A 24,268-nucleotide genomic window follows, 5' to 3' on the forward strand; every position below is an offset into this window, starting at 1 on the left:
ATGACTACACATTTCCCCATGCTGTCCTATAGTCAAGAAATAGGACATGCGGGGGAGACTTGTCATGCTGACGCAACTTTCCAACAGCCTGAGCAAGATGCAGCTGCCATTACGGCTCGCGCTCCAGAATGGTCCCAGTCTGGATCTGGGTCCTGATCCAGCAGTGACTTTGAAGATTCTTGATAGCGGGCTACTGGCGGAACTGACCCACCCGACGCTGGATGTCCTGGGCGAAGCCTATATCGATCGGCGCCTGGAAATACAGGGGCCGATCATGCAGGTGATGGAGATAGCTGACAAACTCAGCATGGCCGCGCCCAGCGACCTCTCCGCATCACCTCTGGAGCGTACCGCCCACGACAAGGCATTAGACGCCGAAGCCATCTCTTATCACTATGACCTTTCCAATGATTTCTATCGACTCTGGCTGGACCCGGAGATGGCCTACTCATGTGGCTACTTTCATAGTTCCCAAGACAGCCTGGCCCAGGCGCAACTGAACAAGTTCGACCACCTGTGTCGCAAATTACGTCTCAAGCCGGGCGAGCGCTTGCTGGATGTGGGCTGTGGTTGGGGCGGTCTCGCTCGTCATGCGGCAAGGCATTACGGCGTTACTGTCTGTGGCATCACCCTAAGCCAGGCTCAGTTGGATCTGGCGCGACAGATGAATGCTCAGGCAGGGCTTTCCGAGATAATTGATCTACAGCTTCAGGATTACCGTGATCTGCCAGGTGAGGAACAATTCGACAAGGTAGTCAGCGTCGGGATGTTTGAACATGTGGGGCATGCGAATCTGGGCGAGTATTTCCGTATTCTGCAGCAGCAGGTCAAGCCTGGGGGGCTTGTCATGAATCATGGCATTACCGCAAAACACACGGATGGGCGACCGGTGGGTCGGGGAGCAGGCACCTTCATTGGCCGGTATGTTTTCCCCCACGGGGAATTGCCGCACCTGGCCACCGCCGTCGCCGAGATGTCGGAGCAGGGACTGGAGGTGGTGGACGTCGAGAGCCTGAGACAGCACTACGCCCTGACGCTGGAGCATTGGAGCAGCAACCTTGAATCCTCGCTGGCACAAGCCAGCACACTGGTTTCTGATAAAGCCCTGCGCATCTGGCGCATCTACCTGGCTGGATGCGCCTATGGCTTTCGCAAGAACTGGATCAATATTCATCAGATTCTGGCAGTCAGGCCGCACGCCGATGGCAGCCATGAGCTCCCGTTGACCCGGGCTGATATCTATTCCTGAAATGCATGCCTGGTGACCTAGCGCATTGGCGGCACTGTGCTACATTGACTGCCTACTGCTTGCAGGTGACGGAGTACCGGGTGACCTTGATACCTCTGACGGAAAAAGACATTCATATTGGCAGCCCCTTGCCTTGGGATCTGATGGATTCTGAAGGGAAGGTATTGATGGAGCAGTCGCGGATCGTCGACAGTCAGCCCCTGCTTGATCAGTTGTTCAAACTGGGTATTTATCGGGCTGCGCCGGAGCGCAATGCCGCAGAAGACAAAAACGCCGAAGGTGATGCGCCTCTGGCCAACGAAATGCAGATATCTACGCTCGCCCAGATACAGTTGGCTCCAGGCGATATGGTGCAATTGCAGACGCTGCATGCCACGCATACCGAGCGCTATCAGGTAAAAATGCTCGGTTTTCATGCGCCAGTCAGCATCATGGTAACCAGCCCCACGGCTCAGGGAAAACTGGTATTTATCAAGGAAGGGCAACAGTTTCTGGTTCGCGGTTTTGTTGGCAAAGACGCTGTCGCCTACAAGACACGGGTTCTCAAATCCAACCTCTCGCCATTTCCCTACCTGCATCTTGCCTATCCCGAATCCGTTCAATCAATGCGTATTCGTGGCTCGGCGAGGGTACCGGTGGAACTGGTTACGTCTGTTGTCGCCCCGCAGGGTAAGGGCGCAGCTAAGATAGTTGATCTGAGCTGGGGTGGCGCGCGAATGTTGTCGCCGCAGTCAGTGGCCGACAAGGACGACGATGTGACACTCTCCTTCCGGATTAACCCATCGGGTCTGGACGTCTATCTGAGTATCAAAGCCAAGGTGCGTGCGGTGAGCAAGGACGAAGGCAACAAGGGTCTGGTGGCGACCGGGGTCGAATTCGTTGATCTTAACGAACAGGATCGGCTCTACCTGACCAACATGGTTTATCAGAATTTGCTGAAAGATAATCTTTGATGAGTTGTTCTCAGAGGGTATACCGCTGGAGAGGTGTGGGAGTCTGGATCTGCGGTCTTGCTCTGCTCTTGAGTGTTTTTGTAGCCAGTGCTGCCGCATCTGTCGAGCGCATTGAGTTGATGCTGGCCGACCAACGCTTTGTAGTCGAGTACGTCGCAGACCCTGACAGCCGTCGGCAGGGATTGATGGGGCGCAAGAACCTGGCCTCCGGTACCGGTATGTTGTTTGACTTCCCGCAAGGCACTCAGCCGGCGATCTGGATGCGCAACATGGTGATCAGTCTGGACCTGTTATATGTTGATGAAACGGGCGAAATAGCGCAGATCTTCCCCAATGTGCCGCCTTGCTCTTCGATGCCGTGCCAGATATACCATGCCGACCAGCCGTTGCGCTTTGTACTTGAGGTGCCAGCTGGCACCGCGCGGAATCTGGGGCTTGAAGAAGGTCAGATACTGGATCTGGGCGATTTGCTCGAAGAACCTGCGCCAAGATGGTAAATCCAGTTTCTCAGGGGTTAACGCCCGGTGATACCAATTCGCTCGACTCTCGAGGGGGCTCTTGCCAGGTTCCTTCACTGATTCTTTCACAATAGGCCTTCAGTACCGGCGCATCTGTGGCATCACTGTAATAGTGAATCGATTGCTCATAGGCGACACCCTGGGCTTTCGCTCCTTCGCATATTCCGTAAGCCCCAGTTGGGCACTGGTCCATAAAATCGATATTGAAGGTCCGGTCGGAAATCTGTGGCTGACAAAAGCTGCTGGAAAATAGGGTATCTGGAATACTGATGTTCTGCTGACACATTCGAATCGGCAATTCAGCATCGCTCGAGGTAATCAAGCAGGCCTGCTGGGCTAAAGCCTGTGTGCCGATGGCGCAGAGCATCATTGATATAAAGGCCTTACGCAGTTTCATGGCAGCTCCCTCTGGCTATGGGTAGACGGTGTTGCAACGGTGGCACGCAGGGCAGACTCCAGCTCATGGCCATCGAATGGGCTGCTTGAAATCAGCTCGAGACGATTGTCACGACGCCATGCACTGGGGTGCCAAACCGGCTTATCTCCGGCCACTGCATTGAAGGACATCCAGCCGTCAGTGGTATGCAGTACGCCCTTGGCACGATGGCAGGAGAATCGATCCAACCAGGAACGCACTTCATCAAGATGAAATATCTGATGGGGGTGAATTACCCAGCCAATGCTGTGCTGATCTGTCTGTTGATGTCTATGACAGTGCCAGTCATCAACGTTACGCCAGAGTTTGCCCGGGGGCAGCGTTGCGTCGGGCAACTGAGGACTGAAACCGTGCCCGGTAAATGTCACAGAGACGGGCAGTTGCGAGAGGTCCAGTACGCCCTGGACGGCACAGACTGTGGGTACCGGGCGTACTTTCAGTATCAGTGCCGTGCATTGCTCGGATGTCAGCTCTTCGGTTTTATTCAGAACCGCAAGCCCGGCACTTTCCAGGGCCAGTTGCTGGGGCTCACTCAGCTTCCCGTCTGCCAGGAGCCGGGGCGCATCGATCACCATGATCAACGGTTGCAACGCCAATACGCTCTGCCATGGGTCGGCAGCCAATTGACGCATCAGAGCCTGCGGATGCCCCAGCCCGGACGCCTCGATAAATAGCCGGTGCGGTCGGGCACGACGTAAAAGCCTGTTCAGCCCGACCTGAAAAGGTACACCATTAACGCAGCACAGGCAGCCGCCAGGGATTTCTGCGAGCTGCACCCCAGCAGCGTCGGTATGCAACAAAGCCGCGTCTATGCCGATCTGACCGAATTCGTTGATCAGGACAGCCCAGCGCTCATGCGCCGGACGTTGTGCCAGTAGACTCCGAATTAATGATGTCTTGCCAGCACCCAGAGGACCAGCGATCAGGTGGGTGGCCACGTGCTCAATTTTGGAAGAAATAGTCATCAGGCAAGCATACCGCCAGGTCGCGGGCAGTTCCACGTGGAACCGAAGATGACCGATCAGTTCAGACGTTGTCCGAAGGATTCCTGAACGTTGTCCGGGCTACCGCCTGGGAAAGGATGGGGAGCCAGCTCGATATGTCGGAGCCGGGGCCCGTACAACTCGACATACCCATGGTAACGACGCTCGCCGGTGACGGTAAATTCGAATCCGTAGCGGCGTACCAGGGCAAAGCGCAAACCTTTGCTGCGACCTATCCGTACCTTGTTCAGATAGATACTTTCATCCAGCAACTGTACGTCAGCCTGGCGGCAATGCTGCCTGACCAGCGCCAGTGCCCGATCGCGCAACCCCAGAGTGCGCCATAACCAGAAACCGATAGCGACGGCCAGAATCAAAAGGCCAGCATGACGAAGATCGAACATCGAGCCACTTCCTCGGGAAATACAGAGCGTCAAGCCTAGCACAGTTGTCGGTTTTGCCTGTCGTGTCTGGGCGGGCCGATAGGGCCCCGGTCAGATACCGGTAGCACCCTCGGGGGTGTTGGCTGTCCAGAGTACAACACGGTTGCGTCCGCTCGTTTTTGCCGCGTACAGTGCCTGGTCTGCCCGCTTGAACAAGCTCTCCATGGTGTCTCCAGGCTCCCAGCCCGCCAGACCGGCACTGACCTGTAAGCTGAAGGGCTCGCCAGCATGTTCCAGGATCAGCCCATTCACTGCTTCTCGCAACCGCTCAAGCAACTGCATGGAAGCAGTCGTGTCGGTCTCGGCCAGTAGCAGAACAAACTCTTCGCCTCCGAAACGCGCGAAGATATCTCCTTCACGCAAGACCGCGCGGCACAGATCGGCGAAACGCTGGAGCGCCTGATCGCCGGCAAGATGTCCATGGTTGTCGTTGATAAGCTTGAAGTGGTCCAGATCCAGTATGGCAAAACTCAACGGGCGCTTATAGCGGGTCGCCCGTTTGATTGCCAATTGGGCCTCGGCGTTGAAAGCGCGGCGATTGAGAGCGCCAGTCAGGGAATCCTGGGTAGCCAGCAGAAGCAGCTGCTCTTCCAGTGCCTTGCGATGGCTCACATCGCGGATTTCAACGACCAGATCATCGCTTTTCTCGCCCAGGGGCGCGATGCTGATTTCCGCGGGAAAGTGTTGACCGTTGGCATGCACAGCGTCCACATCCAGTTGGCTGGCATGGGTACGAGACAAGTGCTTCTGGATCAGGTCGTGGCTGCTTTCGGGAAACAGGGCCAAAACCGATTGGTGAACCAGACGATCCCTCGACAGACCACTAAGCTGTTCCAGGCGTAGATTGGCGTCCTGGATCAGACCGGCTTTTACAATCATGACTGCCGAGGTAGAGGCGCCCAGTAAGCGTTCGAAGCGCATTGCACTGTTACGCGCCTGCTCGGCGTGTTGCTGGCTGTTGGCAAGAATGCGTTGCATGGTCATCAGCGTGACGCCGATAAACCCCATGACCAGCGCGGGAATGGCGAAGTTGTATGGCAACAAATAGCTGAACGACTCATAGGGGTTGACGTAGGGCGCGCCGTGCCACCAGTCGTGGTAACCCAGGTATCCGCGCAGTAGCGTAACGATCGAATATATCAACAAACTGAAGCCTACCAGCAGGCGGGCGGGCCGGGTGGCAGGATCGGACTTTTCGCGCAATAAAAGCACTATCGCCTGGACAGGCAGCAGCCCGGCAATCGTCGAATAGATACCCATCAGAAAATCCGAATTGCCTTCATACATCCAGTAGTGGATGTTGAACAGGACCATCAGGCTGACGCTAAGTGGCACTATCCACCAGGGCAACGGGCGGCCCATGAAACGGAAAATACCCAGGAGGAAGAGCGCCTCACCCGCCAGCTGACCGGCGTTGCCAAGCACATTCAACGTCGGGCTACCGGTGAGAATGAACCCGATAAACAGGATGATCCCACCGATCAGGGACCAACTGCCGGCCATCCAGAATCCGGGGCCGGAGTAAGGCCGAGACATGTGCCACAGGGCAGTTGCTGCAATCGCTACGGCAACCAGTAGACATAATCCCAGGAGCATGGGGGAGTAGTACAACAAAAGGCGTCGTCCTGCTATTGATCAAGGTTCGAGTATAGCCGGTGATGGGGGGTGTTGTATGTGCGATCAGGCCTTGGCTGTGGGCTGTTTCTCGACCACCAGAACCTGGATGCAACCCGCTTGTGGATAGTGCCAACGCACGTTCAGATCCCAGAAACGGACACCGTATTCCCGTTCTGGCCCCGGCTGTTGATAGGCTGGTTTGGGGTCCTGAGCCAGGCATTGCTCGATCAGCTCGATAACCGGTTGCTGCAGGCGCAGTGCGTGTTCTCTCGCAGATTGCCAGGCAGCCGGTTTCCAGGCGACCGGCACCAGGGCGGGTGCACTACTCGCCATATCGTTGCGGGCATCTGCTACATGGTCGGCGTAGGGTACATAGGGCTTGATATCCAGTATCGGTGTGCCATCGAGCAAGTCTATGCCCGAAATCAACAGCTTTCCCGGCTCTACGGCGTCCAGGCGAACCACTGATTGGCCCAAGGGATTAGGCCGGTGGGTCGACCGGCTGGCAAAAACCCCTACACGCTGATTACCGCCCAGACGAGGAGGTCGCACCCGCAGGTAATCGGGACCCGAAGGGGCTGCGTGAAACACAAATAGCAGCCACAGATGGCTGACATGTTCCAGTCCTGCCAGCGCTTCGGGTTTGTCATAGGGGGCCAACAGCTCGATCACACCGCGCGCGGCAGCGGCCAGGCTGGGCTGCCGGGGTATGGCAAACTTTTCGTGGAAACACGAATGCACCACGCCTACGGGCTCGAAGCTATAGGCCATGCTTTAACCCAGCGACAATGGAGGTATCGAATCGGGATGGTCGGGAACAACGAAATGGCTCCCGCCCTCGATCTCGATCACCTGAAGACTCTCCGCCTGTTGGGCGCTTGCGCGCATGGCATCGGTTTGCAACACCCGATCCTTACCTGGAACCAGAATGGCTCCACGCTTTACATGTCGGTAGATCTCACTTCCGGTTGCGTCCATCCAGCCTGCCATGTCCTTAAGATTGGTGACCATGGTGGAGCAGTGCCGTGGATTAAATGGCAGACCCATGATCAGCTCCCGTTTACGGGAGTCGTCCAGTGGGCCCCAGATGGCGCGATTGCGTGCAGAAATCGGTTGCTGCTGCCACATCGGCAGGTAAAAAGGCACAAACCAGCGCGCCAGGGGGGGCATCGGGGCATATGGCTTGCCCTGGGGCAGTACGGGGGCCTCCAGAATAACTTCAATGTTCTCGAACAATGCAGGCTGTTGCCGTGCCGCTTCCAGGGTAACGGCTCCTCCTCTAGAGTGGCCATGGACCCGGACATTGTCGGTAGTAACCAGATTGCGCAGTGCCAAATTCATAACTTCGGCATCATAGGCGATGGTACCTGGGGCCGTATCTGGAACTCTGCTCCAGGCTGGCACACCGGGACGGCAATCGAGTACGGGGACGTGATAGTCCGCGCTGGTAATCAGAATCAACTCGATGGCCGGGTCTTCGTAATACGCGGTGAAGTACAGAAAATTCTCCATGAAACCCGGCATCACAACGACACTTGCGCTGGGTGGCTGCCCGCTCGTTCTGCGCGTTATGCTGGCCTGTCCTACCGTAAATACCTCTCCCTTGAAGGAGGTTGCCTGCTGCTGGGGGATCTCGCGTCTCAGCAGCCAGCGCCGCAAGTACACAACAACCAATATTGCCAGGCCAACCAAACCGATTAGCGATTCCATCTGAACAACTCCATCAGAATTCCCTGTGACCATGTGGTCACGACCTCTAGCATAACGGAATGCCGGTAATCGTGACCCACCCGTAAGGGCGATGGCCAAAGGCTATTTCACTCGCCGTCGTAGGTCCATACCCTGTCGGCAGTAAAACGGTAACTGGCATCTGCGAGCTCGTTACTGGTCTGGTCTATCAGCAGGTTGCCGCTGATCCAGAAGGGCTCGTAGATATCCTCGATCGCGATGCCCTGGGGGTATTCCACCAGAATTATCTGGTTGGGCGGCGGGGGTGGAACATGGATGCACGCACCGGCGTATGGCACCAGGAAGAAGCTGGTGTAGAGTCCGCGCTCATTGCTTTCCAGTGGCACAGGATAACCGGCAATACGCAGTTGCTGGTTATTCAGTTCTGTAACCACGTTTGTAGAGTACATGACGTCGGGCAGGCTTCGGTCGCGCTGGCGCAGCCCGGTACTGAAATCGCCGGGGGCCTCCTCACTGACGTCATGCCCGATCTCGGGCATATCCAGCATCGCTTGATAGTCTTCCTCCGGCAGGAGATCGAGCCAGTCAACGGTTTGAGGGGTCGCATGGACCGTGGCTGACAGGCTGAGGCATAGAGCGATGAATAGAGGCAGGCGCATAATGATACTCAGGAGCGAGAGGGTATTGGCGGGCCGGGAATGCTTCCCGCAAAAGGAATATCCCGCAGTGCACGCGCTTTACAAAGACCGGATTTTTACAGGTCCCGCTGGGCAAAGCTAGCTGGCGTCAGGACTGTTCGTCCTGCAGGAAACGGCCAAGGCGCTGCCGCAGATAGGTATTTTCTGCCCTGAGTTGCTGTACCTCCTCAAGCAGACCAAGCACCAGAGGCATGTCGCTCCAATCAACAGCAAGGTCGTGACATATGCGTTCTGCCTTGTGAACAAGGCTGACGCTGGTGCTGTCAAATTCCCACTCTTCGGGACCTTGACCGGTCCTGGGGTTGAGAATCCCTTCAGTAACGAGCTGAAGCAACTGGTCTTCGCTGATGCTCACACACTGACGCAGCTCTGCAAAGTTGATATGTACATGGGTCACGGTGCTCATCATGCCTGGCTCCATTCTGCTCGCGGGTCGAAACCGGCTTTATCAGCTAGCTGTGCCCACAGTTTGCGCGTGGCTTCGTCTGTCTGGCGAGGCATGACCACCTTCAGCACTGCGAAGAGGTCGCCAGGGCCACTCTTGCCTACCAGCCCTTTGCCCTTTATACGCAGGCGCTGTCCAGATTGACTGTCCGGCCGGATGGTCAACTGGATTTTGCCAACCAGTGTCGGGATTGTGACCTTGGTTCCAAGGGCCGCCTCCCAGGGAGCCAGTGGCACGGTAATCACCAGATTATGCCCCTCCACATCGAACAGCGGGTGCGGTACCAGCCTTATGTGCAGGTACAGGTCACCATTAGCTGCATTGCCGCTGCCAGGCGCGCCCTGGCCCTTGAGGCGAATACGCTCGCCATCGCGCACTCCCGCAGGAATCTTTACCTTCAGGGACTTCTTGAGCTCCTGCATGCGGCCCTGCTCGTCACGGTATGGCAGCATGAACTCGACTGGCTTGCTGGTGTTTTCGAGTGTTTCTTCCAGAAACACCGGCATTTCAATTTCCACATCACGCCCTTTCTGAGCAAATCGGTTGTCGTCAAAGGGCGTTTGGCGTGCACCTGCAGAGCCAAACATGGACTCGAAAAAGTCCGCAAAATCCTGATTTGTCTCGCGGGAACCGGAGGCACCCGGTGGTGCGCCGCTGTAATGCTGTCGCTGCTGCCGAGCCTGGCGCAACTCATCGTACTCGGCGCGCTTCTCGACGCTGTGCAATACCTCGTAGGCCTCGGCCACTTCCTTGAATTTCTCTTCCGCGCCGGCAAGACTGCTGACATCCGGATGATACTGGCGTGCCAGCTTGCGATAAGCCGTTTTGATTGTCTTATCGTCCGCATCGGGTTGCACACCCAGCGTGGCGTAGTAATCCTTGAAATCCATAAGGGGCCCGTTTTTTTCGATGAGGCAGGCTGCCTGCATCTGGCAACTGATTACCTCGAGCATAGAGCATGTTGCTCGCCAGGGGTAATCGCAGCTGTCACTTGCCCGGGCTAGCGACCACGCAGCCTATAGCCGCGCGAGTTGCCTCCCGGATCAGACGCCGATCAGTGCCTGCAATTCGGCGATTCGGGCGTCCAGAGCCTGGTTGTCAGTGCAACGCAGCGTAGCGTGTCCCACCTTGCGTCCTGCCTTGAATGCCTTGCCGTAGTGGTGCAGATGGCAATCGTCGATCGCGGTGATCTGCTCGATAGGAGGCACTTCGCCAATAAAATTCAACATCGCGCTTTCGCCGACCTTGGCAGTGGAGCCCAGCGGCAAACCGGTTATGGCACGCAGGTGATTCTCGAACTGGCTGCAGCGGGCGCCTTCAATTGTCCAATGCCCTGAATTGTGCACACGAGGGGCGATCTCGTTGGCTTTAAGACCGCCATCAATTTCGAAGAACTCGAACGCCAGTACGCCGACATAATCAAGTTGCTTGAGCACCCGGTGGGCGTAGTCTTCGGCCAGAGCCTGCAGCGGGTGTGCAGCGCTGGCCACCGACAGGCGCAGAATACCCTTGTCATGAACGTTGAGTACCAACGGGTAGAAGGCTGTCTCACCGTTACGACCGCGCACCGCGATCAAAGATACTTCTCCCTGGAACGGCACAAAGCCCTCAAGAATACAGGGCACACTGCCGAGTTCAGCGAAGGCCCCTGTCACATCCTCGGGATGCCGGAGCACCTTCTGACCCTTGCCGTCGTAGCCCAGGGTGCGTGTTTTCATCACCGCAGGTAAACCGATGCGAGTAACTGCCGCTTCCAGATCTGCCTGCGACTGAATATCGGCGAACTCGGGTGTGGGAATGCCGAGGTCCTGGAACATTGATTTCTCGAACCACCTGTCCCGGGCAATGCGCAGAGACTCTGCGTTGGGGAAGACGGGTACGAACTGGGACAGAAAAGCGACCGTGTCGGCAGGCACACTTTCAAACTCGAAGGTGACTACATCACATTCATCAGCCATTTGGCGCAGATGATCGCGGTCGCTGTAGTCGGCGTGGATGTGCTCGCCCAATGCCTGGGCGCAGGCGTCCGCCGCAGGGTCAAGAAACACGAATTGTTGCCCGAGGGGAGTCCCTGCCAGTGCGAGCATACGGCCCAGTTGGCCACCACCGATTACGCCGATCTTCATATATATGTCCTCAGTCCTGTCGGGGGTCCGGGTTATCCAGCACCTTGTCAGTCTGGCGTGTGCGGAACTCCTGAAGCGCCTGATGAAATTGCGGGTGTTTGGCACCAAGAATGCTTGCCGACAATAGCGCGGCGTTGATTGCTCCGGCTTTGCCTATCGCCAGGGTGGCAACCGGCACACCAGCAGGCATCTGCACGATGGACAACAGTGAATCCACACCCGAGAGCATTGACGACTGCACTGGTACGCCAAGTACCGGCAAATGGGTTTTGGCGGCGCACATGCCTGGCAGGTGCGCAGCACCGCCGGCACCCGCGATAATGACTTCAATACCCTTGCCGGCAGCTTCTTCGGCATACTGGAAAAGCAGGTCCGGCGTACGGTGCGCGGAGACGACCTTGACCTCATGGGGTATGCCCAACTGCTCGAGCATATCCACCGTATGACTCAGGGTGGACCAGTCTGATTTGGAGCCCATGATTACGCCAACCAATGCGGTCATCTATCGGTGCCTCGCTTTCTGTTGTGCCGTGCGGTTACGGCAAAAACCAACAAGCCACGGCAGGGTTACTGACGTGGCTTGGCGGAGCAGATCGGGTCCCGGTGTCCGGGTGCGGCCTGCTGACTGTATGAAGCCGCGTAGTATAACCCGAATTGAGGAATATCAGAACTTCTGCGGCCTGAGCACCTCAACGTCTGACAAATAGCAGATCATGGCGTAGTCGTCGTAGTAACGTTCCTGCAGGTGATGGACGATCTGTTCGGCACGCTCCCTACCGCAGACCACCTCCAGGCGGATGTTGCCGTCATTGTCCCAGCCAGCGCTGCGCACGCCTCGGGTGCCACTGCCCCGGGCATCAGAGAGAGTCCAGCCGGGCGCTCCAAGGCGCTGCAGGTCCTTGATGAGCCTGGGTTCCAGGGCTGCTTCGCAGATCAGCGTGAGCAGGGTGCGGGTTGACATGCTCATGGTTGCTCCTCAGGCGGCCAGCCACTCGGCCAGTGAAAGATAAAGGGGAATGCCCACCAGTATATTGAAAGGGAATGTAATGCCCAATGATGCCGTCAGGGACAGCGCCGGATTGGCTTCGGGCAGCGCCAGACGCATTGCGGCAGGCACCGCGATGTAGGAGCCGCTGGCTGCCAGGGTGGCGAGAACAGTAACGCCCCCCACCGTCAGTCCCAGGGCGGTGCCCAAAAGCGCTCCGGCTAGTGCGCCAACTAGCGGAAACGCCAATGCGAACGCCACCAGCCGCGGACCAGTAGTGCGCAGGCTGCCCAGGTGGCGCGACGCAATCAAGCCCATTTCCAGCAGGAAGAACGCCAGTACCGGTTTGAACATGCTGGTATATAGCGGTTCGAGCGGAGCAATCGCTTCCTTGCCGGCGAGTACCCCGATGATCAGGCCGCCGAGCAGCAACATGATGCTCTTGCCCAAGAAGACTTCGTGGCTGAGCGCTTTCCAGTCAGTATCCCGGCGAATGCCCTTGGCCAGCAGAATACCAACAATGATCGCAGGCACTTCAAGCACCGCCACGAAAAGCGGCATATAGCTTTCGAACATGATGTCGCGCGCCAGCAGATAGGCGATTACCACTGCAAAGGTACCGGCGCTGACCGAGCCGTAGTGGGCCGCGATGCTCGCGGCATCGACCCGTGGGAAGCGCAACATGCGGAGCAGCGGAAAGGCTATCAGGGGCAGGGCGATACCCAGCGCCAGGACCGCCAGCGTCTGCCCGAGCAAGGCCGGGCTGGCCTGTTCGGCAAGCTCCACACCCCCATGCAGACCGATCGCCAGCAACAGGATGATCGACAGGGTGTCATACAGCCCCGGTGGAAGTTTCAGTTCGCTCTTCACCAGACCGGCGATCAGACCGAATACAAAGAACAGTACTACCGGATCAAAACCCATGCTTTCCTCCAGGAAAGCAGCTTCAAGCTGCAAGCTTCAAGCTGCAAGCGATCCGGAGTGGTGTGGGGCCTTAGTGCCCGTCAACGACTCCGATCAATCTTGCGGCTTGTAGCTTGGGGCTTGCCGCTGCCCTTATTCTATCTCGATCAATATCTCGCCCGGATTGACCCGGTCGCCCTTGGCCACGTTTACGGCTTTGACGGTACCGCCGATGGCGGCCTGGATTTCGCTTTCCATTTTCATGGCCTCGCTGACCAGTACAGCCTGGCCGGCCTTGACCGTGTCGCCGACCTGGACCAGTACATCGACGACGTTACCGGGCATGTTGGTGGTGACGTGGCCGGGTTGACTCGCCTGCTTGCGCTGGCTGCCCCCGCCGCTACCGGCAAAGGAGTTAAGCGGTTCGAACACGGCTTCCTCGGGCATGCCGTCCAGGCTCAGGTAGAAGTGGCGTTTGCCGTCGCCCTTGACGCTCACACCGGTGATATCAACACGGTAGCTTTCGCCGTGAACGTCAATGATGAACTCGGTCGGTGCGCCGTCTTCCACCATCGGCTTGCCTGGCGCACCTGATACGCTGGGTACGGGGAGCAGTTCTTCGGGCTTGAGTGTGCCGGCGGCGCGCTCTTCCAGGAATTTGCGGCCCATGTCGGGGAACATGGCATAGGTCAGCACGTCCTCTTCGCTTTGCGCCAGGCTGCCGACTTCCGCGCGCAGCTTGTCCATTTCCGGCTTGATGAGATCGGCCGGGCGCACGTCTATGACCTGTTCGTTGCCGATGGCGCGGCGCTGCAGGTCAGCGTCGACCTGGCCGGGGGCCTGACCGTAGCGGCCCTGCAGGTAGAGCTTGACCTCGTTGGTGATGGTCTTGTAGCGCTCGCCAGCCAAGACGTTGAACACCGCCTGGGTGCCGACAATCTGCGACGTCGGGGTCACCAGGGGCGGGAAACCGAGATCGGCGCGTACGCGCGGAATTTCCTCGAAGACTTCCTGAATCCGGTTCAGCGCGTTCTGTTCCTTGAGCTGATTCGCCAGGTTGGACATCATCCCGCCAGGCACCTGGTTGACCTGCACCCGCGTATCCACGCCGGTAAACTCGCTTTCAAACTGGTGATACTTCTTGCGCACGGCATGGAAATACATGCCGATTTCCTGCAATAAGGCCAGATCCAGTCCGGTGTCGTAGGGGGTGCCCTTGAGCGCCGCGACCATGGATTCGGTGCCCGGATGGCTGGTGCCCCAGGCCATGCTGGAAATCGCTGTGTCGATATGGTCCGCACCGGCTTCGATTGCCTTGATCTGGCACATGGCAGCCATGCCGGCGGTATCGTGGGAATGGATGAATACCGGGAGGCTGAGTTCGGCCTTGAGTGCGGTGACCAATTCGGCGGTCGCGAACGGGGTCAGCAGACCGGCCATGTCCTTGATCGCAATGGAATCGATACCCATGGCCGCCATGGCTTTGGCCTGCGCCACGTAGCCTTGCACGTTATGCACCGGACTGGTGGTATAGGCGAGGGTGCCCTGGGCATGCTTACCGGCATCCTTGACCGCTTTGATCGAGGTCTCGAGGTTGCGCACATCGTTCATCGCGTCGAAGATGCGGTACACATCGATGCCGTTCTCTGCCGTTTTGGCGACGAAGGCCTTTACTACGTCATCGCTGTAGTGGCGGTAGCCGAGCAGGTTCTGGCCGCGCAGGAGCATCTGCAAACGGGTATTGGGAAGCGCTTCACGCAACTGGCGTAGACGCTCCCAGGGGTCTTCCTTGAGAAAGCGCACGCAGGCATCGAACGTCGCGCCGCCCCAGACTTCCAGCGACCAGTAACCGACCTGATCGAGCTTGTCGCAGATCGGCAGCATGTCTTCGGTGCGCATGCGGGTGGCCAGCAACGACTGGTGCGCATCGCGCAGGATGGTGTCGGTAACGGTAATCTTGCGTGTGGTGCTCATTTCTTTATCTCCTGATGAGCTGGAAGCCTGAAGCTGGTAGTCGGCTCGCGCGCGGACTGCTTGCAGCTTGAAGCTTGCGGCTTATAGCTGAATTTATAGTCCGGCGTGCGCGGCAATTGCGGTGGCAATGGCCAGCGCCAGTTCTTCGGGTTTGCGTTTGACCGAGTAGCGGGTCAGCTCCGGGTGGCTTTCGACGAAGCTGGTGTCGAATACGCCGCTGCGAAACTCGTCGTTACCCAGAATCTCTGCGTAATAGGCCGCGGTGGTTTTCACACCCTGCAGGCGCATGTCGTCCAGCGCGCGCAGCCCGCGGTCCAGGGCTTCTTCCCAGGTCAGGGCCCAGACGATCAGCTTCAGGCACATGGAATCGTAATAGGGCGGAATGCTGTAACCGGTATAGATCGCCGTATCCACGCGCACACCGGGACCGCCCGGGGCGTAGTAACGGGTGATCTTGCCGAAAGAGGGTAGGAAGTCGTTCTTCGGATCTTCCGCATTGATCCGGAATTGAATGGCGAAACCCCGGTGCTGGATGTCTTCCTGCTTGACCGAGAGCGGCAGACCGGAGGCAATGCGGATCTGCTCACGGACTATGTCGATACCGGTGATCTGTTCGGTGATGGTGTGTTCCACCTGCACCCGAGTGTTCATTTCCATGAAATACACCTCGCCGTCGGCGAGCAGAAACTCCACGGTACCGGCATTTTCGTAACCCACCGCTTGCGCAGCTTTTACCGCCAGATCACCGATGTAGGCGCGCTGCTCGGGAGTCAGCTGCGGGCTGGGTGCAATCTCGATCAGCTTCTGGTTGCGCCGCTGGATCGAGCAGTCACGCTCGAACAGATGCACGGTGTTGCCGTGACTGTCGGCCAGAATCTGCGCTTCGATATGCTTGGGATTGACGATGCACTTTTCCAGGAACACGTCCGCCGAGCCAAAGGCCTTGGTGGCTTCGGAAATGACCCGCGGCCAGGCCTGCTCGAGCTCTGCCTGGGTGTTGCAGCGGCGTATACCGCGGCCGCCACCACCGGAGGTGGCCTTGAGCATGATCGGGTAGCCCACGCGCTCGGCTTCCTTCAGAGCCTCCTGCAGGTCGGCCAGATTGCCTTCGGTACCCGGTGTTACCGGCACGCCGGCCTTGATCATGCTGCGCCGAGCTTCGGTCTTGTCGCCCATGCCGCGGATGACCGAGGCGGCAGGTCCGATGAACTTGATCCCGCGCTCACTACAGATCTCCGCCAGTTCGGCGTTCTCCGACAGAAAGCCATAGCCGGGATGCAGTGCATCACAGCCGGTCTCCACTGCCAGGTTGACCAGTTGCCGGGCATTGAGATAGCCGGAAAGGGGATCGCTGCCAAGACTGTAGGCCTCGTCGGCGCGTTTGACGTGGAGCGCGAAGCGGTCTGCTTCGGAATAGATAGCCACAGAGCGAATGCCCATTTCGGCGCAGGCGCGCACGATACGAACGGCAATTTCGCCACGGTTGGCTATGAGGATTTTCTTGATCACGTCCTGGTTCCTCCTGATGGTGACCGGATACAGGCAAAGTACGCCAGAGAGAAAAGCAAGAGAAATGAATAATAATTGGATTATCCATTAGTAATTGCTTATACATAGGTGGAACAGTCGCAATACAAGGGTAGACCAGAGTGCGTAAGACACTTTTGAGGATGACGCTACGGCAGCTTCAGGTATTCCGCGCAGTATGTAGTTGCCACTCCTTCAGCCGCGCAGCGGAGGACATGGCCCTTACCCAGTCGGCAGTCAGCCAGCAGATCAGGCAACTGGAAGAGCAGGTCGAGCAGCCGCTGTTCGAATATGTAGGCCGCAAGCTGTACCTCACCGAAGCGGCTAACAGTCTGCTGGCGGCCAGCGAAGATATATTTGCGCGTCTGGAAAGTCTGGATATGAGTCTTTCGACTTTGCAGGGCAATTTGCAGGGCGAGCTGCGTCTGGCCGTGGTCAGCAGCATTCAGTACCTGACACCTCACCTGCTCGCTGCCTTTCGTGAGCACTATCCGGGAGTGTCATTCCGGCTCGAAATCGCCACCCGGGGCCAGGTCATTCAACGCCTGCGCGACAATCTGGATGATGTAGTGCTGATGGGGCTGGTGCCGGAGGACCGGGCTCTGGAGTTCTTTCCATTCCTTAACAACCCGATTATCGCCGTGGCCAATACGGATCATCCGCTGGCACGGCGCAGCGACCTATCGCTTGCCGAGATCGAGGGAGTGATGGTGCTGCAGCGTGAGCCGGGCTCGGGAACACGCAAGGCCAGTGATGATTTTCTTCAGGAAAAACGGGTGCATCTACAGCAATCAATGCAACTGGGCTCAAGCGAAAGCCTGATCCAGGGAGCAATAGCTGGCCTGGGTATCGCTCTTGTGTCTGGCCACGCGGCTTCGGCATTTATCCGCAGTGGCGCTCTGGTGCGCCTGGATTTCACCGAGCTGCCGCTGTATCGCAGCTGGTGCGCTGTGCATGCGCGTGGCAAGCGACTCAGCCCTGTGGCCCAGGCTTTTCTGGCATTTCTCCGCTCCGAACGGGCTCAGATACGGGGCCTGGCAGAGCAGTTCAATGCCTGATAGCGGTAAACCGGATAATCAATGCATCCAGATACCCGGACGCCTCGCTTCGATGATGTCCGGGAAGTCGCATACTTGGGCGTGCAGCGCCTGACTTTCCCGATACTCCTCGATCGCCCTGCGATAGGCCATGCGCTTGCGATCTTCATTCTGCCGGCGCTGTTTACGTACCGAGCTGCTGCCATCTTCGAAATCGGAATCAAAAGACATTGTGGTTCTCCGCTGTGTGAGTACCTGATCAACTTGCGCGCCGAGGATGACGGGATGGTTACAGAACGGTGAAACAACCTTGAATTTGAGGCTGAGTAAAGGAAGGGGCCGATTCCAGAGGAGGAGCAGTCGACTTGCTCACAGAAACACATCGGGTATGGAGGGGTGCAGGATCAAGAAGCAGAGGGGAGTTTCGAGGATATGTCTCCTCCCTGACCTGCTTGCACTTCGTCCATTTCCCGGGCCGGATAGTAGCGGATTGAAAGACGTGACTGCCAGTTGCCCTGGTTCTCATGCTGACAGTCTTCTTCAGTATCGAAGTGCACGTTCACGGCTATGTCATCCACTTGCATATGCGCCTCACGCAGTGCGGTTGCGGTCAGCTGATACAACAGCCTGCCGCTACCTGCTTCCAGAGCGTTCGTGAGGCTGGCGCGCGTATTGAAAACCCATACAACATGAATCCCCGTCGGATCGAGGTAACCCTCGGCTAGCGGTATAAGCCATGCCAGACCAGGCACTTCCGGCTTGGCGAGCTCAAGCGACCGGTGTAACGCCGCAAGCAGGCGCTTCGACGTTATCTGATGGTCGGGGTTCACTATGGAATACTCCTGCCGGCTGTGCCGGTCCTGTAAAAGGTCATACTTCGCGAACATGGCGCTCGAGTTGCTCCTGGCGTTGCTTGGCTTCGATGCTGAGTGTGGCAGTCGGGCGCAGTAGAAGCCGACGCAGCCCGATAGGGTCACCTGTTTCCGCACACCAGCCGTATTCCCCGCTGGCAACACGATCAAGCGCCTGATCGATCTTGTCGAGCAGCCGTTTTTCGCGCTCCAGCATATGCAGCTGCGATTGACGCTGTTCCTCGGCACTGCCCACGTCTCCAGGATCGGAAGGCATTTCGTATTCACGCAGCCCCTGAAAGTCGCGATCTATTCTTTCGCGCAGCTCTTCACGCTCTGTGGTCAGCAGGTGCTTGAAGAATGCCAGCTGGGATTCGCTCATGTACTCATCGGCTGGTTGCGCGAGAAGTTCTTCCTTGGTCAATAGAGATGTTCCCATGGTGAATGGCCTGTGTTGTCCTGTGGCCTAATTCAGAGCGCTTTCAGCGGGTAAAAGTTCCGTATCGTGGGCCTGGGAGCCAGTAACGACTTTCCGAGAGCAAATGTGAGTTGAGCGTGCGCTGCTTTCGCAATGGGTGAAGCTGACGCACAATATCCTGACCGCAACTGGCAGCCAGATGGAAATGAGTTGATGGAACAACGGGGCACGTTATCGAGTTGGGATGACAACAAGGGCTTTGGCTTTATCCAGCCGGAGGGCGGCGGCGCAAAGCTTTTCGTGCATATCTCCGTGATGCGTGGCGACGCGCGGCCAAGTCAGGGCGACACTGTTCTTTATCTGGCAGGCAAGGATGAGCAAGGCCGTCTGCGAGCGACGCACATGCGTGGTGAGGGGCTGAGTATTGATATGGCATCGATCCGTCGCAAGCCTCGGGAAGCGGGAGCTGACAAGCGTGAAAGACCGGCTCCGGTCGCTGCGAGGAAACCGCAGAGCAAAAGTATTCCGCGCACTGCCGGTATTCAGAATCTGCCACTCAAGTTGATGATCTGGGTCGGGCTCTGCGCCCTTCCAGGGTCCGGCTCGTTGATGCTGTACCTGCAACAGGGCTGGATAGCGCCGCTGGCAGCGTACTTGGCAATCAGCGTGATCAGTTTTCTGATGTACCGATCCGACAAGCGCAGTGCCCGCGAGTCAGGTCAGCGTACCCCTGAGAATCTGCTGCACCTGTCCGAGCTGTTAGGGGGGTGGCCCGGGGCCTTGATTGCCCAGCAGCGTTTCCGGCACAAGACCCGGAAGACCTCGTACCAGACTATCTTCTGGCTGATAGTGGCAACCCATCAGCTGTTCTGGGCTGACAGGCTGCTGCTGGATGGAAAATACCTGGCGCGTGTACTGGGCAACTGAGGCTTATACCGCCACACCCAGTTCACGCAGGTAATCATCATAGGTGCCGTTGAAGTCGGTCACGCCGTTTTCGTTCAGCTCGATGATGCGGGTTGCCAGGCTGGATACGAACTCCCGGTCATGGCTGACGAAGATCAGCGTGCCGGGGTAGTTTTCCAGTGCCAGGTTGAGCGCCTCGATGGATTCCATATCCAGGTGGTTGGTCGGTTCGTCCATGATCATCACGTTGGCTTTCTGCAGGATCAGCTTGCCAAACAGCATGCGGCCCTGCTCACCGCCGGAAATCACTTTCACCGATTTCAGAATGTCATCGTTGGAAAACAGCATACGGCCCAGGGTGCCGCGCACCAGCTGCTCGCCACCGGTGGTCCACTGCGACATCCAGTCGAACAGGGTCCAGTCGTTTTTGAAATCGTCGGCATGTTCCTGAGCGAAATAGCCCAGGTCGGCACTTTCGGCCCATTTGACGGTGCCGGACATTGGCGGTAACTCGTCCACCAGTGTGCGCAGCAAAGTGGTTTTGCCGATGCCGTTGGGCCCGATGATCGCTACCCGTTCGCCGGCTTCGATTTGCAGGCTCAGGTTCTTGAACAGTGCCTCTCCGTCGAAACCCTGGCTGACCTGATCAAGGATCACCGCCTGGCGGTGCAGCTTCTTGTTCTGATCGAAGCGGATGAAGGGGCTAATGCGGCTGGAAGGCTTGACCTCATCGAGCTGGATCTTGTCGATCTGCTTGGCGCGGCTGGTCGCCTGCTTGGCCTTGGAGGCGTTGGCGGAGAAGCGGCTGACGAAGGTCTGCAGCTCGGCGATCTGCGCCTTCTTCTTGGCGTTGTCGGAGAGCAGACGCTCGCGGGCCTGAGTTGCGGCCATCATGTATTCATCGTAGTTGCCTGGGAACAGGCGCAACTCGCAGAAATCCAGGTCCGCCATGTGCGTACATACGCTATTGAGGAAGTGGCGATCGTGGGAAATGATGATCATGGTGCTGTTGCGCATGGTCAACTGACTTTCCAGCCAACGAATGGTATTGATATCCAGGTGGTTGGTCGGCTCGTCCAGCAAGAGCACTTCCGGATCGGAAAACAGCGCCTGGGCCAGCAGCACACGCAGCTTCCAGCCGGGGGCGATCTCGCTCATCGGGCCGCTGTGCTGGGCTAACGGAATGCCCAGGCCAAGCAGCAGCTCGCCAGCACGGGATTCAGCGGTATAGCCGTCCATTTCAGCGAACTCGGTCTCCAACTCGGCGACTTTCATGCCGTCTTCTTCGCTCATTTCCGCCATCGAATAGATGCGGTCCCGTTCGGCATGCACCTTCCACAGTTCTTCATGACCCATGATGACGGTGTCCAGCACGCTGTATTTTTCGTAAGCGAACTGGTCTTGACGCAATTTACCCAGGCGCACATTGGGCTCGAGCATCACCTGACCGCCCGAGGGCTCCAGATCACCGCCAAGGATTTTCATGAAGGTGGATTTACCCGAGCCGTTGGCGCCGATCAGGCCGTAACGGTTACCACCGCCAAACTTGACTGACACGTTCTCGAAAAGAGGCTTGGCCCCGAACTGCATGGTGATATTGGCGGTGGAGATCAAAAGAATGTCCTGCGGGAAAAGAATGGGTGGTCATCGGGCGCTGTACCGGGCCAGAAAACCGGACCGCGTATTCTACGGGCAATGCTTGTTTATTGACAGGGGCGTCCGACGAGCGTAGGGCACACCCGCCAGCACCGCGCAATCAGGAGAAAGGCGTCTGCCTCACGGCTCCAGCAGCGGCAGTGTCAGACAGAAATCAATCGAGCCATCCGCCTGATCGGCGCATACGGAACCCTCGTGCGCCTGGACGATTGCCGCACAGATGTACAGTCCCATGCTCAGGCCGCTTTGCTCCGGCATGGCGCTATCACTGGTCACGGGCTGAAAAAGTCCTGCCATCTGTTCTGCGCTGAGCGGGTCAATCTGACTGCTGACGGTCAGCTTGCTGGTGTCATTCTGCCTTTGCAGATTAATAACAGTGGGTGTATGGGGTTTACTCTGCTGGCTTGCGTTATTCAGAAGGTGCGCAACAACCTCGGTGTAGCGTTCGGCGTCAACCATCGCATGTATGCCGGGTTCGATCCGGGCTTCAATGATCAGATCCGCATATAGCTTCTGCTCGTCTTCCAGAACCGATTTGAGCAGAGCCGACAGATTGGTCGCTACCGGGTTGATACTGATCTTGTTGCCTGACTGCAACTGGTTGAGGTCGCGTACCTGAGCCAGCATGCGATTCATTTTCCTGCCCGCAGCAATAATGTGCCGGTTCAGCTCGATGTCACGTTCGTTTTGCGGGCGAAGCAGGGCAGCGGACATGGTTATGGACTGCAGCGGATTGGACAGGTCGTGCCCGAGCCTGGCGATAAGGCCCTGTTGCACGCGGTTGGCCGTCACGGCCCGTTGCAGGCAGGCTTCGAGTAAATCGCCACGCAGCGCATTGGCTGCCCCAATGTCGACTTCGCTCCAGCCCTCGGCCTGATCCGGTTGCTCATCGCGGAACCACATGATCCAGCCGTCTTCCGGAGGACAAAAGCAGATAGCCAGCACGGGATTTCCAGCGCCGCTATCCAGGTTCTGCATATCGCTGTTATAGGTGCCACATACGCCGGCTGCATGCAGGGAGGCAAGGGTTGCAAGTGCCCGTTGCTCGCAGCCGCCCCTCAGGCTGGCTACCTCCTGGTTAACGACGATAGCCGCTGAGTCGCAGACAACGGTGCCCGCAAGATTCAATTGAGGGTTACTCAGACAGTTTAGTAACTCTTCAGAGCCTTGAACGGCGAGAAGCAGAGAGGGTCGAGTATCGGGCGGGTTCCCGGCGGCTGGTAAATCCTGAGGTGGGTTGGTTTCGGGAGTACTCGACGTCGTCATGCTAGGTCCTGATGATGTAGGGTCTTGGCGAAATGCATTAGTCGTGCTGAGTCCGGTTTGCCCGTTGGGGCCGGTTTCCATGGGGTACTACCGTCTCGCCATGTTCAGTCAATTGTGATCATAAGCTGCAAAATGGGAAGTTTTTTTTGCTTTATGCAGCCCCGTGAGTCAACTGCGCAAGGGTCTCGGCCAATAACTCAATATCGTAGGGCTTGCAGAAAACGGGTCGGTTCACCCACTCAGCTGGCAGCCCCAGGGACCCGAAGCCGGTAGTGAACGCAAAGGGTACGCCCTTTTCTTCGAGCAACCGCGCCACCGGATATACTTCCCGCCCACCCAGATTGACATCCAGTAGTGCTCCATCCAGATCGAGGGTTTCGGCCAGGGATCCAGCCTGTTCTATGGTCGAAGCAATGGCAACTATGCTGAATCCATGGTCTGTCAGTACTTCCTCTAGCAGCTCTGCGATAACAGGCTCGTCTTCTACAATCAATATTCGGGGCATCGGGTGAATTTACCTTGTCTTGACGTGCTGCGAACGGCCCGCAGCGCTCATCGATAAGCGATGGCTAACAGTGTCTGATTGCTACAAACACAAGTCGTTCCAATCAAGTCGTTCCAGTCACGCATGTCTTGAGCGTTGGCAGGCCGATAAATGCCTCGCGTAAGCAGCCCGGAAGTCTTGGCGCAAATCAATCGTTGTTGTCGAGATTGCGCTGCCCAGCCTTATGGGTCAGGCGAAGTCCGCGTAAACTGCGTTTGACATTCTTCAGGTGATTGACCAGCGCCGGCCCTCGGCGCATCGCCATGCCCATGGCGAGTACATCGATAACCACCAGGTGGGCGATGCGCGACGACAAGGGGGTATAGATATCCGTGTCTTCGGTCACGTCGATTGCGATGTGTATCTGCGCGAGCTCAGCCAGCGGGGTGTGGCTGGGGCACAGACTGATGAGCGTAGCGCCGGTTTCTCTGACCAGCGCGGCTGAATGCAGCAAGTCCTTGGTGCGGCCGGTCTGGGAAATGGTCACGGCCACATCCTGTGGCCCCAATGTAACGGCTGACATCGCCTGCATATGCGGGTCGGAATAGGCGGCAGTGGACACCTGCAGGCGGAAGAATTTGTGCTGCGCATCGCTGGCCACGGCGCCTGATGCTCCAAAGCCATAAAACTCCACCCGCCGGGCATCGCTCAGCGCTTCGATCGCCCGCTCCACCTTATGCGGGTCCAGACGTTCACGCACGTCCATCAGCGTGGCCAGCGTAGTATCAAATATCTTGTGGGCGAGCTGACCGACATTGTCGTCCTCACTGATGGAGAACTGACCGAAACTGGCCCCGGCAGCCAGGCTCTGGGCCAGACGCAGTTTGAGATCCTGAAACCCGGTACAGCCTATAGCCCTGCAGAACCGGACGATGGTGGGTTCACTGATACCCACTTCCCGCGCGAGATCGGCCATCGACGAATGCATGACGTCGGCCGCGTGACCAAGCACATGGTCGGCGACCTTGAGTTCGGATTTGCGCAGTTGCTGACGGCTGGCGGCAATGTGCTGGAGCAGGTTCACGTGGGCTTCATAGGTTTTGG

27 protein-coding genes are annotated in these 24,268 nt (G+C 57.7%); 5 read left to right on the top strand and 22 right to left on the bottom strand.

The window, feature by feature from the left end; translation table 11 throughout:
* Positions 1-64 precede the first annotated feature (64 nt).
* The 3 genes from cfaB (at position 65) to FZF01_RS02215 (ending at position 2,699) form a co-directional block, all read left to right on the top strand.
* Complete coding sequence (gene cfaB, locus FZF01_RS02205; RefSeq protein ID WP_150276457.1) at positions 65-1,249, top strand: C17 cyclopropane fatty acid synthase CfaB; 1,185 nt, start codon at positions 65-67, stop codon at positions 1,247-1,249.
* 80 nt (positions 1,250-1,329) lie between these two features.
* Positions 1,330-2,202, top strand: a complete 873-nt coding sequence (locus FZF01_RS02210; RefSeq protein ID WP_188434339.1) for a flagellar brake protein — start codon at positions 1,330-1,332, stop codon at positions 2,200-2,202.
* 35 nt (positions 2,203-2,237) lie between these two features.
* Positions 2,238-2,699 (top strand): DUF192 domain-containing protein, encoded by a 462-nt coding sequence (locus tag FZF01_RS02215; protein ID WP_188434340.1) that lies wholly within the window; start codon positions 2,238-2,240, stop codon positions 2,697-2,699.
* Between the two features lie 10 nt (positions 2,700-2,709).
* Here the strand turns inward: FZF01_RS02215 and FZF01_RS02220 are convergent, their stop codons facing one another.
* From FZF01_RS02220 to FZF01_RS02290, 15 genes are all read right to left on the bottom strand, one after another.
* Positions 2,710-3,117 (bottom strand): NADH:ubiquinone oxidoreductase, encoded by a 408-nt coding sequence (locus FZF01_RS02220; RefSeq protein WP_150276460.1) that lies wholly within the window; start codon positions 3,115-3,117, stop codon positions 2,710-2,712.
* Positions 3,114-4,121: a CobW family GTP-binding protein gene (locus tag FZF01_RS02225; protein WP_150276461.1), complete on the bottom strand. Its 1,008-nt coding sequence runs from the start codon at positions 4,119-4,121 to the stop codon at positions 3,114-3,116. The genes FZF01_RS02220 and FZF01_RS02225 overlap by 4 nt, the downstream gene beginning before the upstream one ends.
* A 56-nt stretch (positions 4,122-4,177) precedes the next feature.
* The gene (locus FZF01_RS02230) at positions 4,178-4,543 is read right to left on the bottom strand and encodes a DUF3301 domain-containing protein (RefSeq protein ID WP_150276462.1); all 366 of its coding nucleotides are present in this window, start codon (positions 4,541-4,543) and stop codon (positions 4,178-4,180) included.
* 90 nt (positions 4,544-4,633) lie between these two features.
* Positions 4,634-6,085: a GGDEF domain-containing protein gene (locus FZF01_RS02235; protein ID WP_188434341.1), complete on the bottom strand. Its 1,452-nt coding sequence runs from the start codon at positions 6,083-6,085 to the stop codon at positions 4,634-4,636.
* Positions 6,086-6,262: 177 nt separating this feature from the next.
* Positions 6,263-6,970, bottom strand: coding sequence for a tRNA (N6-threonylcarbamoyladenosine(37)-N6)-methyltransferase TrmO (gene tsaA, locus FZF01_RS02240; RefSeq protein WP_150276464.1), 708 nt, complete (start codon positions 6,968-6,970; stop codon positions 6,263-6,265).
* 3 nt (positions 6,971-6,973) lie between these two features.
* Complete coding sequence (locus tag FZF01_RS02245) at positions 6,974-7,909, bottom strand: alpha/beta hydrolase (protein WP_188434342.1); 936 nt, start codon at positions 7,907-7,909, stop codon at positions 6,974-6,976.
* 107 nt (positions 7,910-8,016) lie between these two features.
* Positions 8,017-8,547: a DUF3299 domain-containing protein gene (locus FZF01_RS02250; protein ID WP_150276466.1), complete on the bottom strand. Its 531-nt coding sequence runs from the start codon at positions 8,545-8,547 to the stop codon at positions 8,017-8,019.
* A gap of 127 nt (positions 8,548-8,674) precedes the next feature.
* On the bottom strand, positions 8,675-8,995 hold the full coding sequence (locus tag FZF01_RS02255) for a chaperone modulator CbpM (protein WP_223825355.1): 321 nt from the start codon (positions 8,993-8,995) through the stop codon (positions 8,675-8,677).
* Entirely contained in the window at positions 8,992-9,921 is a 930-nt protein-coding gene (cbpA, locus tag FZF01_RS02260; RefSeq protein ID WP_150276723.1) for a curved DNA-binding protein, read from the bottom strand. The genes FZF01_RS02255 and cbpA overlap by 4 nt, the downstream gene beginning before the upstream one ends.
* Before the next feature lie 153 nt (positions 9,922-10,074).
* The gene (locus FZF01_RS02265; protein ID WP_150276467.1) at positions 10,075-11,157 is read right to left on the bottom strand and encodes a 5-(carboxyamino)imidazole ribonucleotide synthase; all 1,083 of its coding nucleotides are present in this window, start codon (positions 11,155-11,157) and stop codon (positions 10,075-10,077) included.
* Between the two features lie 10 nt (positions 11,158-11,167).
* The gene (purE, locus tag FZF01_RS02270; RefSeq protein ID WP_150276468.1) at positions 11,168-11,659 is read right to left on the bottom strand and encodes a 5-(carboxyamino)imidazole ribonucleotide mutase; all 492 of its coding nucleotides are present in this window, start codon (positions 11,657-11,659) and stop codon (positions 11,168-11,170) included.
* A 162-nt stretch (positions 11,660-11,821) separates the two neighbouring features.
* On the bottom strand, positions 11,822-12,124 hold the full coding sequence (locus FZF01_RS02275) for a P-II family nitrogen regulator (protein WP_150276469.1): 303 nt from the start codon (positions 12,122-12,124) through the stop codon (positions 11,822-11,824).
* A gap of 9 nt (positions 12,125-12,133) precedes the next feature.
* Positions 12,134-13,066 (bottom strand): sodium-dependent bicarbonate transport family permease, encoded by a 933-nt coding sequence (locus FZF01_RS02280; protein WP_150276470.1) that lies wholly within the window; start codon positions 13,064-13,066, stop codon positions 12,134-12,136.
* A gap of 132 nt (positions 13,067-13,198) precedes the next feature.
* On the bottom strand, positions 13,199-15,019 hold the full coding sequence (gene oadA, locus FZF01_RS02285) for a sodium-extruding oxaloacetate decarboxylase subunit alpha (RefSeq protein ID WP_150276471.1): 1,821 nt from the start codon (positions 15,017-15,019) through the stop codon (positions 13,199-13,201).
* Positions 15,020-15,112: 93 nt separating this feature from the next.
* Positions 15,113-16,528 (bottom strand): acetyl-CoA carboxylase biotin carboxylase subunit, encoded by a 1,416-nt coding sequence (locus FZF01_RS02290; protein ID WP_150276472.1) that lies wholly within the window; start codon positions 16,526-16,528, stop codon positions 15,113-15,115.
* Positions 16,529-16,683: 155 nt separating this feature from the next.
* Between FZF01_RS02290 and FZF01_RS02295 the strand changes: the two genes are divergently transcribed.
* Positions 16,684-17,604 carry a LysR family transcriptional regulator gene (locus FZF01_RS02295; protein ID WP_194434074.1) on the top strand — a complete coding sequence of 307 codons (921 nt, stop codon included), beginning with the start codon at positions 16,684-16,686 and terminating at the stop codon, positions 17,602-17,604.
* 18 nt (positions 17,605-17,622) lie between these two features.
* On the opposite strand, the gene FZF01_RS02300 is transcribed toward FZF01_RS02295, so the two are convergent.
* The 3 genes from FZF01_RS02300 to FZF01_RS02310 form a co-directional block, all read right to left on the bottom strand.
* A complete protein-coding gene (locus tag FZF01_RS02300; RefSeq protein WP_150276474.1) occupies positions 17,623-17,814 on the bottom strand; it encodes a PA3496 family putative envelope integrity protein in 192 nt (63 codons plus the stop codon).
* 173 nt (positions 17,815-17,987) lie between these two features.
* Positions 17,988-18,470: a hypothetical protein gene (locus FZF01_RS02305; protein WP_150276475.1), complete on the bottom strand. Its 483-nt coding sequence runs from the start codon at positions 18,468-18,470 to the stop codon at positions 17,988-17,990.
* Entirely contained in the window at positions 18,454-18,858 is a 405-nt protein-coding gene (locus tag FZF01_RS02310) for a TraR/DksA C4-type zinc finger protein (protein WP_150276724.1), read from the bottom strand. The genes FZF01_RS02305 and FZF01_RS02310 overlap by 17 nt, the downstream gene beginning before the upstream one ends.
* A 207-nt stretch (positions 18,859-19,065) precedes the next feature.
* Here FZF01_RS02310 and FZF01_RS02315 point away from each other — a divergent pair, with 207 nt between their 5' ends.
* Positions 19,066-19,779 (top strand): DUF1294 domain-containing protein, encoded by a 714-nt coding sequence (locus FZF01_RS02315; RefSeq protein ID WP_150276725.1) that lies wholly within the window; start codon positions 19,066-19,068, stop codon positions 19,777-19,779.
* Positions 19,780-19,782: 3 nt separating this feature from the next.
* Here the strand turns inward: FZF01_RS02315 and FZF01_RS02320 are convergent, their stop codons facing one another.
* The 4 genes from FZF01_RS02320 to hexR all read right to left on the bottom strand — a co-directional run bounded on the left by FZF01_RS02320 (position 19,783) and on the right by hexR (position 24,248).
* Positions 19,783-21,372 carry an ABC-F family ATPase gene (locus tag FZF01_RS02320; RefSeq protein ID WP_150276476.1) on the bottom strand — a complete coding sequence of 530 codons (1,590 nt, stop codon included), beginning with the start codon at positions 21,370-21,372 and terminating at the stop codon, positions 19,783-19,785.
* A 162-nt stretch (positions 21,373-21,534) separates the two neighbouring features.
* On the bottom strand, positions 21,535-22,680 hold the full coding sequence (locus FZF01_RS02325) for a sensor histidine kinase (RefSeq protein ID WP_188434343.1): 1,146 nt from the start codon (positions 22,678-22,680) through the stop codon (positions 21,535-21,537).
* Between the two features lie 151 nt (positions 22,681-22,831).
* Positions 22,832-23,185 (bottom strand): response regulator, encoded by a 354-nt coding sequence (locus tag FZF01_RS02330; RefSeq protein WP_150276478.1) that lies wholly within the window; start codon positions 23,183-23,185, stop codon positions 22,832-22,834.
* Between the two features lie 187 nt (positions 23,186-23,372).
* Positions 23,373-24,248, bottom strand: coding sequence for a transcriptional regulator HexR (gene hexR / locus FZF01_RS02335; RefSeq protein WP_150276726.1), 876 nt, complete (start codon positions 24,246-24,248; stop codon positions 23,373-23,375).
* Positions 24,249-24,268 lie beyond the last annotated feature (20 nt).

The sequence above is a fragment of the Halopseudomonas salina genome, assembly GCF_008641105.1.

What these genes read in the sequence shown, in the direction of transcription:
- cfaB (WP_150276457.1), top strand. Translation starts at nt 65, where the DNA reads ATGCTGACGCAACTTTCCAACAGCCTGAGCAAGATGCAGCTGCCATTA.
- FZF01_RS02220 (WP_150276460.1), bottom strand. Translation starts at nt 3,117, where the DNA reads ATGAAACTGCGTAAGGCCTTTATATCAATGATGCTCTGCGCCATCGGC.
- FZF01_RS02225 (WP_150276461.1), bottom strand. Translation starts at nt 4,121, where the DNA reads ATGACTATTTCTTCCAAAATTGAGCACGTGGCCACCCACCTGATCGCT.
- FZF01_RS02230 (WP_150276462.1), bottom strand. Translation starts at nt 4,543, where the DNA reads ATGTTCGATCTTCGTCATGCTGGCCTTTTGATTCTGGCCGTCGCTATC.
- FZF01_RS02235 (WP_188434341.1), bottom strand. Translation starts at nt 6,085, where the DNA reads ATGGCCGGCAGTTGGTCCCTGATCGGTGGGATCATCCTGTTTATCGGG.
- tsaA (WP_150276464.1), bottom strand. Translation starts at nt 6,970, where the DNA reads ATGGCCTATAGCTTCGAGCCCGTAGGCGTGGTGCATTCGTGTTTCCAC.
- FZF01_RS02245 (WP_188434342.1), bottom strand. Translation starts at nt 7,909, where the DNA reads ATGGAATCGCTAATCGGTTTGGTTGGCCTGGCAATATTGGTTGTTGTG.
- FZF01_RS02250 (WP_150276466.1), bottom strand. Translation starts at nt 8,547, where the DNA reads ATGCGCCTGCCTCTATTCATCGCTCTATGCCTCAGCCTGTCAGCCACG.
- FZF01_RS02255 (WP_223825355.1), bottom strand. Translation starts at nt 8,995, where the DNA reads ATGATGAGCACCGTGACCCATGTACATATCAACTTTGCAGAGCTGCGT.
- cbpA (WP_150276723.1), bottom strand. Translation starts at nt 9,921, where the DNA reads ATGGATTTCAAGGATTACTACGCCACGCTGGGTGTGCAACCCGATGCG.
- FZF01_RS02265 (WP_150276467.1), bottom strand. Translation starts at nt 11,157, where the DNA reads ATGAAGATCGGCGTAATCGGTGGTGGCCAACTGGGCCGTATGCTCGCA.
- purE (WP_150276468.1), bottom strand. Translation starts at nt 11,659, where the DNA reads ATGACCGCATTGGTTGGCGTAATCATGGGCTCCAAATCAGACTGGTCC.
- FZF01_RS02275 (WP_150276469.1), bottom strand. Translation starts at nt 12,124, where the DNA reads ATGAGCATGTCAACCCGCACCCTGCTCACGCTGATCTGCGAAGCAGCC.
- FZF01_RS02280 (WP_150276470.1), bottom strand. Translation starts at nt 13,066, where the DNA reads ATGGGTTTTGATCCGGTAGTACTGTTCTTTGTATTCGGTCTGATCGCC.
- oadA (WP_150276471.1), bottom strand. Translation starts at nt 15,019, where the DNA reads ATGAGCACCACACGCAAGATTACCGTTACCGACACCATCCTGCGCGAT.
- FZF01_RS02300 (WP_150276474.1), bottom strand. Translation starts at nt 17,814, where the DNA reads ATGTCTTTTGATTCCGATTTCGAAGATGGCAGCAGCTCGGTACGTAAA.
- FZF01_RS02305 (WP_150276475.1), bottom strand. Translation starts at nt 18,470, where the DNA reads ATGTTCGCGAAGTATGACCTTTTACAGGACCGGCACAGCCGGCAGGAG.
- FZF01_RS02315 (WP_150276725.1), top strand. Translation starts at nt 19,066, where the DNA reads ATGGAACAACGGGGCACGTTATCGAGTTGGGATGACAACAAGGGCTTT.
- FZF01_RS02325 (WP_188434343.1), bottom strand. Translation starts at nt 22,680, where the DNA reads ATGACGACGTCGAGTACTCCCGAAACCAACCCACCTCAGGATTTACCA.
- FZF01_RS02330 (WP_150276478.1), bottom strand. Translation starts at nt 23,185, where the DNA reads ATGCCCCGAATATTGATTGTAGAAGACGAGCCTGTTATCGCAGAGCTG.